General features: G+C 52.8%; 1 protein-coding gene (only partly in view). It reads right to left on the reverse strand.

From position 1 onward, the window contains the following. Window positions 1-17,427, reverse strand: the 3' portion of a protein-coding gene (locus AC15IQ_RS14155; protein ID WP_483179946.1) for an S-layer homology domain-containing protein. It continues 9,987 nt past the right edge of the window; the window shows 17,427 of its 27,414 coding nt (coding positions 9,988-27,414); the start codon falls outside the window, past its right edge — the gene reads right to left on this strand; the stop codon is at window positions 1-3.

Consider the following 17,427-nt stretch of genomic DNA (forward strand, 5'->3'; position numbering starts at 1 on the left):
CTATTTTTTCTCCAACAGATCATCGTCCACCAGTAATACTCTGGTATAGATCGCCGCATAACGCTGTATGATGGCAGCTATCTCGGCTCTGGTGGCAGGGGCGGCCGGGTCGATTCGTTTATTGTCCTTGCCCAGAATCAATCCTAAGCCCACAGCCCATTTCATAGCATCGGTGGCATAAGCAGAGACCTCTTCGGCATCCTTAAAGCTGCTCAGATCGCCGGAGGCCCTGACATCTCTGCCTTTGCTCGCAGTGTAGCGATAAAGGATGGTTGCCATCTGCTCACGGGTGATGGGATCATGGGTGCCAAAGCGGTTGTCGTCATACCCTGCAATGATGCCGTTGGCTTTTGCCCAGATAATCGCATCGGTGTACCAGGCATCGTTTTCTACGTCGGCAAAGCCGCTGTAGCCCTCAACCATCGGGCGCCCTTCCAGGCGATATAGGATCGTGGTCAGCATGCCCCTGGTAGTGGTACCGTTAGGATCGAACAGGTCTGCGGCGATGCCCGCCATTAGCCGCACAGCATGCACATAGGCAACCGATCCGAAATACCAGTGAATCGGTTTTACATCCTTGAAAGTGCCCTCGGCCAGGGGTACCAACTGCCCGCCGAATAAGGTGTATTCCCCATTATATGCAATTATCTGGTACCTGTCGTCGAGTACCGCGTAGGCCGTGAGGTTATCGGTTACAAATTGCACCCTTCCTGCTTCAACGGTAACATTGGATGGACTTATTTTGCCATTTCGGCAGGTTAAGACAGTCAGGGTCCTGCCTTCATATTGCATGCCGACCGGGATGCTTACAGTAACAGTACCTTCGAATTCCTTGGTCAGCGAAATATCGTAGTTTACGATGGCCTGGCCTGATTTCACCAGTTGCCGGATAAACTCACATGCCCGGCAAAGAGCTTCCTGATGTTCGGTCGTTTCAGAGACGATCAGTTTGGCGTCAGAGGGAATTCCCTTGCCGGAAACCGTCACACCCGTCTTGGGATCGGTAATGGTTACTTCGGATGGGATTCGGCCTCCGCCGCCTCCGCCGCCACCAAGGCCACCGGGCTTATAGTGGTTGGTCAGGTGGACGGAGCCATAGCTTGAGGATGCCGTAGGCGCATTTCCAGAAACCCATACATCAAGGGGATTGGTTGCAGATTGACCAATGTCGCCAAAAGCGTTGATATTAAGCTGAAGGGCCTTTATATTTCTTCCCGGGCCTGGGTCGATCACGCTGCCCGCAGCCAAAATGTCGGCCAGGGTCTGCACATCGATACGGTTTATTACCAGTTCCCCGGAGTTATTCTTCAGCCAGATTGATTCAGACTTCGCGGTGATTTCATCCACGGCGGTTGTCAGTCGGTTATCTGGGCTGCCGATATTACCGCTGGAATTAATCGTCAGCTGCCCGGCGATAATATTGTTGTTGTTTCCGCCGCCAGCTGCGGCACCCGAAGCAATGTCTCCAGCCACCTCCAGCCCTACGTCATTGCCAATGATAGTGTCTACTACCAGATCCTTCTGGTTTTTAATATAAACACCGTCTCCGCTGGCAGTGATACGATCCACATTAATAAGCAGCGGATTAGATATCTGCCCGACATCTCCGCTCAGGCTGTTGAGTTCGGCGTTGTCAGCTGTAATTACTGTGCCCTTACCACCTGTACCCTGAATGTCTCCCAATGAATCGATGTGAACCTCTCCGTTCACCACGACCGGCGCCAGGTGGAGGTCGCCGCCGCTTTCCAGATATAGCCCGTTGATGCTGAATCCCTCGCCGGCACTAACCTGCAGATTGCCAGCAGCGGTTACTCCCAGGGCGTTATCGGGTAAACCGATCGTCCCTCCGTTTAGCAGGTTCAGGTTAAGTCCACCTTCGGTACTGATGCCAGAAGCAGCAGCATCTGCCAGCTTGTTGGCTGCGATGCCTTCTAATAGTGCTGCGGCGGCTTCCAGATCGTTTCTCTCGGTGGTTTTTGCATCTACCAGTTCAGTTTGAGCCTGGGCCAGCTGTACATCTATCCCGTCCAGGACACTCAGGGCATCATCGCGTATCTGAGTAAGCTGCGGGATAGTTGCGTTCATGAGTTGGGTCTGCTGATTGCGCAAGGCCGAAAGTTCAGCGTTCTTACTGTCCAGTTGCCCTTGCTTGGCATCCACCAGGTCCTGTGCAGCCGCTGCATCGTCTGTCAAAGCGGCGATGATAAGATCCTGGGCGGCAATTTCATCTGGGTCAGTTAGTGTATCCCGGTAAGCGATGGCATTGGCCAGTGCAATTTGGGCTTCGACTAAATCATTGTCTGCCGCGGTCTTCTCACCCTGAATGATTGCCAGTTCAGTTTCTGCGGCGGTAATGAGGGTTGTTAGGCCCAGAAGTTCCTGCTCCGCCGCGGCCAGGTCGGCAATGGCTTTATCTAAAGCCTGTTGCGCGGCCGGGCGGCCCAATACTTCAGGGAGAATGTTGGTCACATAATTCTGTAAGATAATTACCTGAGCCGCAGCCAGATCAGCCGCACTGCGGGCCTGAGCTGCGGTAATTCTTGCTGCTGCGGCGGCGGCTATCGAATCCGAACCTCCTGCTTCAGTAATATCACCGTTGCCGGCGGTGACGGTTACATTTCCACCGCCAGTCGAAGTTATGGTGCCAACCACGACTCCGCCTTCCGCCGCGATATTAACCGTACCATTGCTGCTGGCATTGATAAGGTCAATGATCAGGTCTCCTATGACTTCATTAATGTTGATGGCACCCCCTGCGGTGCTGGCAGAGAGTTTTCCGCCACCTGCGGCATCGCTGTCTATTTCCAGCGGAGACCCAACACTACCAATACTGCCGTTGTCTGCTCTTAATGAAATGGTTTTTGCCCTTACATTGACATCCTGGCCCACTTTGTCACCAGCTGCGATACCCTCTACAGAGGTGATAGCAGCCGTGCCCCCTGCCTTTATAAACCCGATGACCAGGTGTCCTGAGGTATTTGACAGGATCAGGTCTAAGAGTGTATTGACATTCACCTGCCCCATCGCGCTATCCGCGATTAGGGTCAGGCTGCCGCTGTCATTGATGTTAATGTCTCCGCCGGCAGCAATCTGAGCGGTACCATCGATGTCGGTATCGATATAATTCTGGTTGGTGCCTACGGTTCCGCCAGCAGTAAGCGATGCTCCATTGCTGGCCATGATATTTTCCCGGTTCTCGTCTTCAGCCCGGACATCATAGATGGATCCAGGAGCGGTGAGGGACACCCTGCCAAATATAGATTCAATGACATTGATACCCATATCTCCGGTTAATTCGATGATTTCTATATCACCAGCCGCAGTAGCGGTGATGCTGGTGGCAGCATCGATATTCAGGTCGCGCACCGTGGTGTAGTCTACTGCAAACTGCATCTCTATTTGGCCACTTTCCGGGTTGCGCACTAAAATCCAGGTTTTCCCTCCGGTTTCACCGAAAGGCTCATTGATCTTGTCCTCATCGGTTATGTTGGCGATGGTGGTAGGTGGCCAGGATTTTTCCTCGACATTCAAGCCGGTGATGCTGCCCGTCGTGGCGGTCAGCTCAATATCCTCGCCATAGACATTGGTTTGGCCGCTGACCCCGGCGATGTCCGGGCTGGTAATAGTAACATCACCGTATGTAGAGACGATCTCTGCGGCGGTAAAGGTCCCCTCTTGCTGGGTCACTATGATGTCGCCCAGATTCTCAATACTTCCCTCACCGGTGGATTTCCCAATATTGAGAATAAGTACCCTGATGTTATCGGCATCGTCTGTAGGCTCTGGATAATCGGCCAGGGCCCATGCTGCTTCAATGAGATCAAGTTTTTGTTCCTCGGTAAGTGAATCCCAGTAGACTGCAAACAGATCATTGTCATCGATCCTGCTCTCCATCACATAAACCGGGATCTGTATAGGATTGCCCAATTCATCGACCCCGTCGATAAAGAGCGGGTTGCCCTCAGCATCTGTAGCCTGCAGGTAAGTGATGTTGCCGGCCCCATCGTCACTTGCCACTACCGGCTGCTGCGCATCCAGAGCGCCGGCTAACAAGGCTGCCATAGCAGCTTCAGTTTCACTCAAGCCCAAATTCAACAAGTATCTGATGTCATCGTCAGAGAGTCCGCTGTCCGCATTGAGTCTGGCATCAATGCTGGCTCGGTAACTGAGCATGACTTCGCTGCGATACTGTTCCACGATCCCGCCATAGTACATCTGATAAGCGCTCTGAATCTGTCTCACGGTGGCATTGGCTGCCAGCCCGAGCTGTCCGCGCAGTTCAGCCAGAATGTCATTCTTGGTGGCCGTCTCCGGCAGTCCCAATTCTAGAGCCAGCTCCGACAGTTCCTGGGGATCGTTGCCGCTCAGTACGGTGAGATCAAGCTTCGACTCCGGCGGGGCCACCCCCAGACCCAAGGCATCTACCAGTTCCGCCAGTTCTTCAGCATCCATGGAATTCAACGATGACACCAGAGTATCAACGGCAGCATCATCAACCCCCAGCAGCGCTTTGATTTCTTGCCCGGTTAAGATGCCGCTGATCAGGGCCAGCAGCTGATTCTCAGACAGGGTGCCATTCTTGAGCTGGGCAGCGATCTCTGCCGCGCTCTGGGCTGGCATGACCACGTTGACGATCTGGTCATCATTTAACATGCCATTGGTAGCCTCATCATGGCTGGCGCAAGTGCCGTTTTCATCCCGCCCATGGGTAGGCAGGGTATCGTCATCGGCAGCATTGCCGATATCCTGTACAAGATAGAGATTGGCCACGTTTTTGATGATGAACGGTTGGGCTGCTCCGCTTTCATCCAGCAATATGTTGATTTTGAAGGGCAGTGCCTCAGCCCCCATATCCCCACCTATATCCACCCAGGTGTCTCCTTCCCCGGCAGTGGAGTTTTCGCCGATGGTGAGAATGGAATCCTCATCCTGCATTAGCAAATCGCCGTTTACAGCAGTGATCTGCAGGGTGCCGTCCGAGTTGACCTGATCCACGGTGATGTCGCCTGCCCCCGATGTAATAGCAAAGTTACCTGTCGAGGTTACATCCACCCCATTCATATTGACATCGCCAGATCCAGTAGTGGCAGTCAAATCACCGCTGACATTTGTATCGTCCATGGTGATGTCACCGGCCCCGGTTGTAACAGCCAGATTGCCTGTGGAGGTGACATCCACTTGATTCATATCCACATCACCGGCATCGGTGGCGGCAGTCAAATCGCCGCTGACAACCACATCATCCATATTGATATCACCAGTGCCAACTGTCAGGTTAAGCTCTCCGCCCTGATTTATGCCTACGTTATGCATAAGGACATCGCCTGCGGTCACAGTAAGGTCCAGAAGGCCTCCCGAAGCGATTTCAGTATCATGGAGATTTACATTGTCCCCCGCTCCTGAGGCCACCACATAGGCGCTGGCGTCGTATGCACCTCCGGCCGAAGTCTTGATGAGCTTTAGATTTACCGTATCCGATAGATTAGGCGCAATCACCAGGGGATTGTCCGCAGTGAAAATATTGCCACTGTCTTCGGCCACAATTACCACGTTGTCGGATATTACGTTTATATTCCCTCCTTCGCCGTTATCAGTGAGGGTGGTGTTGGCGCCGGCGAAGCGCAGATTAACATTATCGGCGATAATGCTGTTGACTCTCACCTGCGATTCGCTGTCGAAGCTCTCTAAAGTCCGATTGACCGGTCTGGGTATGAAACCGGTGTTTCCTTCCGAGTCAATCCAGGTGTTATCTTCGAACAGGAAGGCGATCCTGCCATCGGTTAATTCCAGAACGGTGAGCAACAGATGCCCCTGCGGACTGTAAAGGTTCATCATCGCTGCCCCGTCAAAGTCAGCATCTGCCTCGTCCGATGATTGATAAACGGTTTCCAGTATTTCTTTTTCCAGGAGAACCAGGTTGCCCATGGTGTCGAAGCCGAAATAATCGGCATCGGCATAGAAACTGCTCATGGTCGCCGCCAATGCGTCAAAGGTCAGGAAGGTGAGGTCATTCTCGCCTGGAGCTGCCATATACAGGCCGGTCATCACCTCATGCAGCATCTGTTGGCTGCCTGGTGACAGGTAGGCGATCAGGTCCAGTTCTGTTCCGCTGCCTTCTCCCCGGTAGGCAGTAAAGATCTCCTGGTCGTCAGGTATATCTGCAGTATATGAGGTGCCCTGTTGGTACAGGTAGAACTCGCCCTCAGGAGTCAACAAGGCAGTTACCGCCTGGTTCTCGTCCAGGTAGAGAACGGTGCCTGCCGGGAATGTGCCATCATCTTCCAAGAGCACCCGTTTGTCCTTGCTGATCACCCCGTAGCCGTTTATATCCACGGGTATTTCCAAGCTCAACGCTTCGGTATAAGTGACCGTCAATCCGCCCTCTACCGGCCTGACTATAGTCAATCCCTCAATATCCCGGTATAAAGGGCTGACCTGATAGAGCCAGCTCATATCAGAATAGAATTCCGCTTGGGAGGCGGTGAATTCACCCTCCAGGTATTGCCCGGTTATAATATTAAATACACTGTACAGGGGCTGACCGAAAGCATTGGTCTTGGGCTGGCGAAGGTCGTACACCGGTATGCTCCCGGTGTCATAGTAATAGCCTTCATACCAGTCTCCATTTACGGTTCTGTAAGAGGTTGCCGCCACCAGCGAATTGGAGTAATAATAGCCTGCCAAATCGAGCCTGGTGTCGATTTCATCATACACCGCATCACCCGGCCCGCTGCTCATGAAGTACTTGATCATGTTGTCATAGGGATCCCGGTATTGATACTGCAGCACCGAAAAGACCGGTCTGCCGTAGGGGTCCGTCTTCTGAGTCATATTAGCCGAGAAGCTGATGGTCTCATCGCTCATATTACCAGATATGGCATTGCCTTCGACTGCCACCGGGAAAACCCTGCCATCCGGTGTAACCACCGCAGCCCGATCAACCAGATAGAGGATGCCGGAGTTGGCGTTGGTTGTGGTCACATTTTCCACGAACAGGTACCCTCCGCTTACGGTGCGGTAAGCGCCGTTCAAAGCCGAAGTGCTGTCATTAACCGGGCCGCTGCCAGATAGGTCGAGTTCATATACAGTGATAGTGGCTTGATCATCACTGAGAACGAAGTACCTGCCCAGGAGGTCTTGGTAGGCATTCTGCTCATTGCCGTTGTAATGGCCGCTGGCTGCCAAATAGGCCTTATGATAAGCGTTGTAAACCAGATCGAAATAATAGGCCCCGTTTTTCACCGTCAGGCCGGTGACTATGCCATCGGTCTTATTAACAAAGATAGTGCCCGAGCGGCTGCCCAGTACCCCAGCTGCGAATTCAGCACCCACAGCTGAAGCTTTGGTTTTGGTGCCGGTTACCACCTCACTAATAAAGGTAAGCTCTTCATCAGTCAGATCGGTTTCATACTCACCTGCTGCAACATCGTAAATCTTGTACACCAGTGCCGTTTCGGCGGTCTCGCCGTCGGGCACCACCTCGATGAGGTTGACCTCAATATTGATGTTTTCAAGTATGGTTATAGTTTCTTCGCTCTGCTCCTCGCCTTCACCAACAGTTACGGTTATGTCTTTGGTGGTAAAGTCCACCTGAACCGTAAAGCTCCAATTGTCGGTCAGCAAGCCCTGCAGATCATCCTCAATTTGCGCGGCCACAAGTTCTGGGGTGCTGGCGGCGGAGAATGAGTTCAGCCCATAGCTGTTGAGCACATCGCTGGCCTGCTGCTTGGCTTGCTTAAGCGACATATCCCGACCCAGTGCAACCACAGCAGCATGGAGCAGTTCATCCTTGGTGTAAGTGTACCCCTGTATAAAGGTGTACTCATCACCAACCACCTTAAATTCCACTACATGATAGAAGGAACGTTGGCTGTTTAGAGGTTCCAGAACATACAGGTAGTTGTCGCCTTTCATGCCCAGGAAGATAGGCTGCACTTCTGCTCCGTCATTGAGGAAAGCATTCTTATAATATACTCGGGTGCCGTCAGGCAGGGTCCAGCCCAGTTCACTGGCCTCGGTCTCTACATAGATGGTGACTCCCCCGTTTATAAGATGATCCTCGGTTATGGCAATGCTGATGTCTTCAAGGTCCCCATTGCTGTCATAGCTGTAAATGACGTCGAACTTCTCATGCTTAAACTGTATGTTTTGCTTGCCTTCTGCAGCGGTGAAACTTATAGCATCAAGGTCATATATCCTGCCGTCAAAGGCTATGACATTTACGATTTTGCCGCTTAAACGGTCGACTGCCACGATATCCCCGCTGGGCAGGTAGTAATGGGCAATCTGGTAAGACTCTCCGGAGTCTTCGGTCAAATCGGAATCACCCACCCAGTAATAGGAACCGCGGATGGTGATGCCTTGATTGGTCTTTATCATGCCGTTGGGCATAAGTGTATATGAAGTCTCATTGCCCAGGCTGTCATTGATAACCAGTTCATTTTCTGAACCATCCAGGCGTACCAGGGTGTCCCTGCTACCCGGCTGGGATACGTCGATAGATTGGCCGAGATTAGCATTACCCTGATACACCAATCCATGGGGGGCGTTGACCAGCAGGTCGGCAACCCCACCAGCCTGAATTTTATCCAAGGTCAGAATCGGGCTGACGGTGCGTTCGGTAGATTCCAGGTTGACTATCACATGGGTGAAAGCCGCATAGATATCTCCCAGAGCTTGCAGGGCGATATACGTCGGTCTGGCCGGTATGGTCTTGATTGTACCGGTAGTGCCCGGTATTTCAGGAAGATCCAGTATGTAGGCATTGAAACGGTTCGAAGCTTGGCCTATATTGCCGGCTCCTGCTATGGTCAAGCGGTTGGCCCAAACCGCTGCCGGTTTGCCCTGACCCTCATTGGCGGCAGTGTTTACATCTCCGCCATTCATGATGATGTCGATATTGCCATCGCCTACGTCAACACTCTTACTGAAATTTAGGTCGGTGTCATTATGCGATACTATGGTAAGACCTGGGATCTCGGTATCCAAGACGAAGCTGACCCGGTCGCCTATATTCAGGACCGGAGAACCGAGCTGACCGTTGACCGCCGCAATCTGACCCAGTATCAGATCGTAGGCTGACCAGTTGTTGACCACGATATTGGGCAGATAGTCATTGTTGAATACTGTAATACTGCCGTTTATTGCTCCGGCGCTGGATGCGCTTATGGTCAATTCACCCAGGTCCTCGTTGTAGAGTTTCCCCAGTGTTATGGTATTGTCTTGAGGGGACAGGGTCGCGGCTTCTGCATAGGCATCATCAAGGCCGGAGTATACGACTGTTCCATCCTCCTTGATGTCGACGAACATACCGGCAGCTGCACCACCCAGGTGTACCTGACCGTTAACATTCACCTTGCCGGTTGAAGCCATGGTCCCTTCTCGGTACTCCTTCTCATCGGAATAAAGGATTTCCTTAACCAGTACATCGACCCATTCAGTTACCTTGGTCCAGACCCATTTTACAAACCATCCGATGATGGGAATCTTGCTGACGCTTTTCACCAGTTTGTCAACTGTCCGCTGAATGGTCTTCCATACCCAGTTGACGACCGTATTTCCTTTGGCGGTGGCATCGCGGAAAACAACCTGATCGGTGATCAATGGAGATTCGGCTTTAATAAATATCTTTTGGCTGGCCAACTCAGCGCCGCTTCCAACCGCAACCGCAGCTGTGCTGCTGCCGCCAGCCGAAGAGGTGGCATAGACCTTTCCGGTCAGACCCACGATCTCCGCATAGCTCTCGGAGTGAATGTACATATCGATTACTGCGGCGTGGATATCCAGCGTATCAATTCCGCCTATAAAGGCATTGTTTATGTTTACTTCGGTTTTGTCAGTGACGGTCACATAAGATTTGGCCTCGGTGAGCGACCCGGCCGAAACCGTATAGGATACCGCGTAGGCATGCAGCTTCTGGTACAGATAGGAACTTATGTCGGTGTTCCTGCTGTTCAGATAACTTTGTGCCCCGTTGCCGCCGATAGTTACGATAGTATCCTCGATGGCGGTGATGCTGGCTTTGCTCATATTACTGCCTGCCAGGGTGCCCATGTGACGGTAAGCGTATGCATAGATGTCGTTTTTGCTGGAAGCATTGATTCCCAGGTCACCGAACAAGGCGGTAATTACCACTCCGTCGCCTATATTAGCATTGGTGTTGGTCTTGATGTAGGCACTGGACTCCGGTCCGCTGCCTCCGCTGACCAAACCGTATCCACCCATGGTGGCGGTGGCATTCTGCCTGGCGGTATCAGCCAGGACACTGATATATACGTCGCCATACCTGGAAATGATCCTGGCGCCATCGCCGGCGGTAAACTTAGTATTGCGGTTATTGAGCGCTGTGGCCGCGTACACTGCACCGAAATCGCCCAGGGCCACCGCATTGGCTTCGACCTTAGCGGTCAAGTTGGAAACAGTCCGGGAATAGATGCTGATATCTTCCAGGGCCTCGAGTACAGCCCCTGGGCCCACAGAAGTCTCACCCGTCTGTGTGACTACTGTGCTGGTGGCGGTGGAACTGCCCACATTGGCTAAACCTGCGTTGCTGGCAGAAGTCGATGCCGAAGCAGTGATCGAATCAGTTGCACTGAGCCAGATGTTGTTCTGGGATGTTACAGTGCCATTGATACTAGCTCTAGTGCTGTGGTTGCCGACATAGGTCTTGATGGTATACTTGCCTACTCCTACCAGGCTCACACTGGTTCCATGGTTGCTGTGCGCAGTAAGGATGGTAGCGGAAGCTGCCGCCACATTTACGCCGTCGTCTGCCCCTATTCCGGTGGATATGACTGTTGCGCCGCTTCCGATATATGCATTGACGTTCCTGGTGCCAACTCGGGCTTCGGCATATATCTCGTTTACGTCAGCCAGGCTCACAGTGGTATTGGGCTGCTCGGCAATGGCGGTGGCAGTTCCCATAGCATTGGCTATTACATCTACATTCTTGCCGGTTACACTGGCCTGGCCCGCGATCCAGGCACTGACTGTATCCTGGGCAAAAGCGGCTAAGACTCTTACCACTCCCAGGCTGAGTAGGGTTACACTGGTATCCGGAGCCTGGGCCCGGGAAGTGACTGTCCCTCCTAGATCTGCGCCAACATTCACGTCTCCTGTGGTTACTATGGTCACATTTCCTTCGATATAAGCATTGACCGTTGATGCAGATTCCGCTGTGGTCAGATTGCCATCAGCCGTGGCCAAAGATACATTAGCTCCGCCATTGGCACCCGCCTCAGCCCAGGAGGAGGTGTCTTTCAGTATTGATAAGACTGACACCGTACCAGTGGCGTTTACTGTTCCCGGTCCGTTGATATATGCGTTTTGGGTGACTTTCAGGCTGGCCAGGGAGATGTTGGCGGCAACTTTTGCTCCGGTGATGCTGACCTTGGCGGCATCGATATCTGCGGTGGCCCTGCTGCCGCTGCCGGTGACCTGAATAGTAATGCCATTAGCATTTAGGGTTCCATCGCCAGTGATATACGAACTTGCATCGGTTGAGGTTGTTGCCTGGGCGAAATTCACGTCTCCATCCACCAGGCTGACCCCGACGCCTTTGCCCGGCTGGGTCGACTTGGCCGAAGAGATGGCCTTATAGGTATTGTAAATAGTGAGGTCATTTACATATAAGAGAGCCCCTGTACTGTCGAGGTATGCCTTGTAAGTCCCCTGAGCTTGGGCGGTCATGGTGAGGATTCCCAGGCTGGCCAGGCTGAGCTGGACATTATCATTGATGAAGCCTGCTTTAGCAAAGGAGTTGGCTTTGGCCTCTATCGAAAGGTTTCCGTTTTTCTGTGCGAGGCTGCCGAAATTGGTTCCCGTAGCGTAAGCCAGATTAGTGGCGTTAGCGGTGGCATTGGCGATATTGGCTGAACCGCCCACCAGGCTCACATCAACGCTGCCGCTGTTGCCGCCCAGGGAAGCCACCGCTCCGGTAGTTTCGTTGTCAGTATTCTGCCAGGAGTAGATCTTGACCAGGCCTTGGGCAACAATGCTGCCGCCGGAAACATATGCCTTCTGTACAGCACTCAAGCTGGCCTCGGCAATGCTGACCGCCACCTTCACCCCGCTGACGCTGATTGTAGGTGATTCCACCACCGCATTAGCCTTGACGGTTCCGATTGCTCCCACTATTATACCGCCGCTGTTGCTGATGGTTACATTGCTGTTATTGATATAGGCCCTTGCATTTGTTGCCGCATCGGCATGGGCATAGTTGCCTTCACCCGATATGGCTGCCACCCCTATCCCGAGACTGGGCTGGGCCGCAACCGCATTGGCGTCGGAGGTATATACGTTCTTCACTTCCAGGCTTCCCGCGCTCAGCTCAGAGCCATCCACATAAGCGGCAAAATCACCCTGAGCGGCGGCTTCAAGCACAGTAATACCTAGGGTCAAAAGTCCGGCACTGATGGCATTCTGGTTTACTCTGGCATTGGCATAGGATTTTGCCAGGCTTTGTACACTGATCGCACCGCTGCTGCTTATATTCGCTGCGGTGATATAAGCATGGTTGGTGTTGTTGGCCGTCGCCAAAGCAGTATGTATTTCCACACCCACCAGGGCTACATTCGCTCCGAAGTCGCTGGCGCTGCTGCCGAGCTCAGCCACGGCGCCTGTATTATCGGTATTATTCAGGGTGGAAATTACCTGAATACTTCCTGCATCGATGGTAGCGCCATCGATATAGGCCTTTTGTTTTGCTGACAGTGTGGCAGTGATCACATTTACTGCAATACTTACGCCGCTCAGTTTTATAACAGGGGTGGCTACTCCGGCGTCGGCTGTGGCCCGGCCTGTGGCCTGCACGATTATGGCACCAGGAGCTGTGATGGTCCCGCTGCCCTTGACGGCCGCTTCAGCTTCAATACCAACTAACGCCAGGGCAATGTTGGTTTCAACATCTAGCCCGCTGATGGCTCCCCCGCTCGGCTGGGCGGTCTTGGCTGTGGCTGAAGCTTCATAGGTATTGGTTACGGAAAGACTATCCACATGGAGCGAAGCTCCGCTGGTATCTACATAGGCCAGGTAATCACCGTTGGCATATGCATATAGAACTGACACACCGATGGATACATATCCCGCTGAAAGCGCTCCATTAGAAATATCCGCAATGGCAGTACTTGTACCGGCTGCTGTTACCGCCAGGTCTTCTGCATGTGTAATACTGGCACCGGCAACATATGCATAGTTCACAGCTTCAGCAGTCGCTATAGCTGTATTTGCAGTGCCGCCATAGAAACTTATATCTGCACCTAAATCTCCGGCTGAACTGCCCAGTATGGCTCTGGCTCCAGAGTCTGAAGCATCATTTAGGCTGGAAATAACAGTAATATCTCCTGCACTGCTAATTGCAGCATTTTCAATATAAGCCTTCTGTTCCGCAGCCAGTCTTGAAGTTAGAATGTTGGCAGCTATCTGGATGCCGCTGAGGCTGGCTGTGGGGGTCACGACCCCGGAGAGGGCATCTGCAATGCCGTTGGCTCTGACCTGTATGGTTCCGGTGGTTGATATGATCCCATTGCCTTTGATAGCCGCTTCAGCATTAGTAGTCACACTAGCCATGGCAATATTGCCTTCGACATCGACCACGCTTGCATGAACACCGCCAGCAGCCTGCGTGGTTTCTGCCTCAGCTAGTGATCTATAGGTGTTTTCCACCAGGATGGAAGTGGCATAAATATTAGCATCGGTAGTGTCTATATATGCTTGGAAATCTCCTTTGGCATCTGCATACAAGGTGGTCAGGCCTACGGAAATCAAACCTATACTGCTGTTTGAGTCATCAATTCTTGATCTGGCATAACTCCTGCCATTGGTTAATACACTCACAAATCCGGCCCTATCAGTCCCGCTGCCAATATCGCAACCTTTTATGTAAGCATAGTTGGTGGCATTACTTAGGGTCACGGCCGTGTTAACATCAACACTGAATTGGTTCAAATCCAGCCCTTCGCTTGACGCAAAGTTGCTGCCCAGTTCAGCGACTGCGCCCTGTCCTTGTGCATCATTCAGGGTTGATTTAACTTCAATGTTGCCGCTGGTGGTAATGGCAACACCTTCAATAACGGCCTTCTGGCTGGCGCTTAATATGGCCACTACTGTATTGGCTGCAATCTTGACAACATTGGCTGAAATGTTGGGAGCCTTAGTAACCGCATTCGCTGTTGCAGTGCCATCAGCATTAACTGTAACCGAACCGGCATTAAGGTTTCCTGCTCCGCTCAGTTTGGCTATGGCAGTAGATCCTGCATTGGCCAGGGCCAGGTTGACGCCGATGCTTGCATATGAGGCCTGCACTCCACCTGCAGAAGGAGTCACATCCGCTGTAGCGTCTGCGCTGTATACAGTCTCGACCGTTACTGCGCCTGCTGTAACAGTGCTATTTTGCGGTATATTTACTGTGGCCGCAAATGTCGCCTGTGAGTAGGCTGCCCCTACCATGACATTGGCAGTAATAGCCCCTATGCCCAAATTCTTGATATCTGCCAGCACATCAGCCTTACCGTAACTGCCAACGGTAAGATTACCGCCGGTCACATCCACACTAGCTGCATCAATCAACGCCACGCTCTTAGATCTGCCGTAGGCCACCGCTACATTGGCGGTTACGGTGATAAGGCCTCCTGAACCGGTTATGAGCCGGGCTACACTGCTTGGTTGGCTGGCGCTATCATTGAGCTCGGATATGACTGCCAGCGACCCGGTCTGGATATGACTGTCAATAATCAGTGCGTTCTGCTCGCTTCTGAGCAGGGCCACAGCCACGGACGCTGCCACGCTTATGGAGCCGCCGCTGATGCCTATGACCTGAGCGTTGGCGGTGGCGGTTCCGTTGGCTCCAACATTGAGGGCATAATCTGCAGTGAGATTGCCGCTTCCCAATATCGCTGCGCTGTTAACAGTGTCATTATCCGCTACGGCTGCGTTCATATTGACGGCTATAACTCCTACCGAACCTGCCACAGCGGTGGAATCTGCTGTAGAGGAATTGCGCTGACCGTCCGCATCTCTGCCGGCATAAACACCGATATTTCTAGCTCTGATTGCAACACCAGTGGTGTCTATCATCGCCAGGTTGGTCGATGCCAGTCTTACATAGCTGACGGTTACCCCGACTGAGACATATCCGACTGTAGCTGCCACCAGGAAAGATTCCGCCCTGGAAGTCATATAGGCGTCAACATCAATATCTTTGCTGGCTGTAACCGGCATACTGTTGATGGCAGCATTGGCTACGGTATTGTTAAACACAAGTAAAACATTGCCATTTACCGCCACTGTGCCCAATCCTGATACTGACAGCACTGTGCTGGAGGCGGTGGTAGTGGTCTGGTTAGCCACCTTTACATTCACAGCCTGAAGGCTGCCGATGGTTCCGGTGGATGCACCGGCGGTAGGGGTCTCTTTGTATGGTGTGGTGCCGATATAGGTCAGTATAGTCGGGTCGAGGATGGAGATGGCCGCCGAGAGTCCTACCGTAATGCCGCCTAAGGCCGCACCTACGATGTAGGTATTAGCTTCGGTATCTACGGTTGCTTTTACGTTTACATCACCGTTGGACTTTAAGCTGACCCCCTGGCCGATAAATGTTTCCACCACAGTGCGATTGATGGCCAGAGACAGCGCGCCATTAACTGCCACCCCACCGGCTGAAATGGCTGCGGCCAGAGTGGTTGCATCGGTGGTGGCTATGGATTGCACCTTCACATCACCGACATCATGGCCGGTTTGATTTGACATGCCAATTTGCGCATCGCCGACAATTGCTGAGGAAACAGAGCCGTTAAATGCCACTGTGGCCGATGACACGCTGACGCCTACCACACCGCCGGAAGCTGCCAGCGTTGCGGCGATGACCTGCGGATACTCGCTTACCGCTGTAACAGTGAGAGACTCTGCCTTGATTACATCGCCCTCCATATAGGCTTTCACATTGGAATTGAGCACCACAACGCCTGCTGCCACCCCTACCCCGGCAAATCCACCGGCTCCGGTGAATGAGATGGCGCGGATGGTCAGATCAGCCACGGTCACATCCTGGGTGTCTTCACTGTTTTGTGCATTGATGGCCTCTTCCAGGGCATTGTTTTTATTCGCATCAGCAGCCACAGGTGTGGAGCCTGCTCTGGCGTAGACCGTAATATCGCCTTCTGCAGCCAGAACCGCATCATCTTCCACATAGGCCAGGACGTTGCTGTAGAGGATGCCGACCGCCATGCCCACTCCTACTCCGGCGTATTTTCCACCGGCTATAGTGGCGGTTACCATATCGGCGGTCATTTTGTCATGAGCTGAAACTACAATATCTCCGGCACTGGTTACCACCGCATTCTTGCCGATATAGGCCATGGTGGAATCGCTTGGATCATAGTCCGGCTGAGTGGGGCCAAGATTACCGGCCTGGTTTAGATCTTCATTGGCAGTTTCATCGGCTTCAAAATCTGCTCCGGGCTGGTCGCCTTCTTCATATTCTTCATCGAAGGAATCATCCCGGTAACCGGTCTCGCCATCAAAGACTAGCTGGGTTTCCCAGATTGGATTGCCATTGCCGTCAAACATGGGGTCGCCGTTGGCGTCTTTTTTCTGTACCTTGTTGCCATCTTCATCATATACATATTCTTCATGACCGGCAGAATTATCGCCCGCCTTGTAGCCGTCACCTTCCAGTTTGTCTGCCAGTCGGTCTCCGTCGTATTGTTGATAGTAGGCAGCGGTGACTCCGGCCGCATTACTGGATTGATCTTCCATCAGTGCATGTGGATCGAAGGTGTTTACTTGATTGCCGTCCTCATCCGTTCCGGACTGCAATGAATCGGAGGCATCCTGGGTAAGCTTGCCACCCACTACCGCTACCATCAGGGTCACACCCACACCTGCTGTCCCGCCTCCAGCCAAAGTTCCTGCATACATATGCAGATCACGGTTGGAACTGGCCAGCAAGGTCACATTTCCGGACCTGGTGGTGATACGGTTTTCATCGCCTATATAAGCAGTGACGGTATTGCTGGCAATGGTCAGCATGGCCGTTACACCTACACCGGCTGTACCTCCGATGGCGGCGGAAACCGCCACCCCCACGAATTCATAATCGTCTGTAGCCGTAATAGTCAGGCTGCCGGCATCAATTTGCACACCATTCGCAGTATCTGTGGCACCTTCAGTATAGGCCTGAGTCACCACTTCGGTGATTACTATGTCTACAGCTCCGGACACACCGGCCGTCCCGCCGCCGGATACCCCGGCTACATCAGCGGTGACCAATTCTTTGGATTGGGCTGCGACGGTCATAGCACCGGTCGCTTTAACTACTGCTCCGGCCAAGACTTTGGCGATGGTTTTGCCAGAGAAATAGGTCACTACCGCAGCGCCACCAACCCCGGCTGTACCACCTACCGAAACCGAGGCGGCAATATTCAAGAGGAA

Source organism: Syntrophomonas sp. DTU019 (assembly GCA_913757435.1).
In the GTDB taxonomy this organism is placed as follows: domain Bacteria; phylum Bacillota; class Syntrophomonadia; order Syntrophomonadales; family Syntrophomonadaceae; genus DTU019.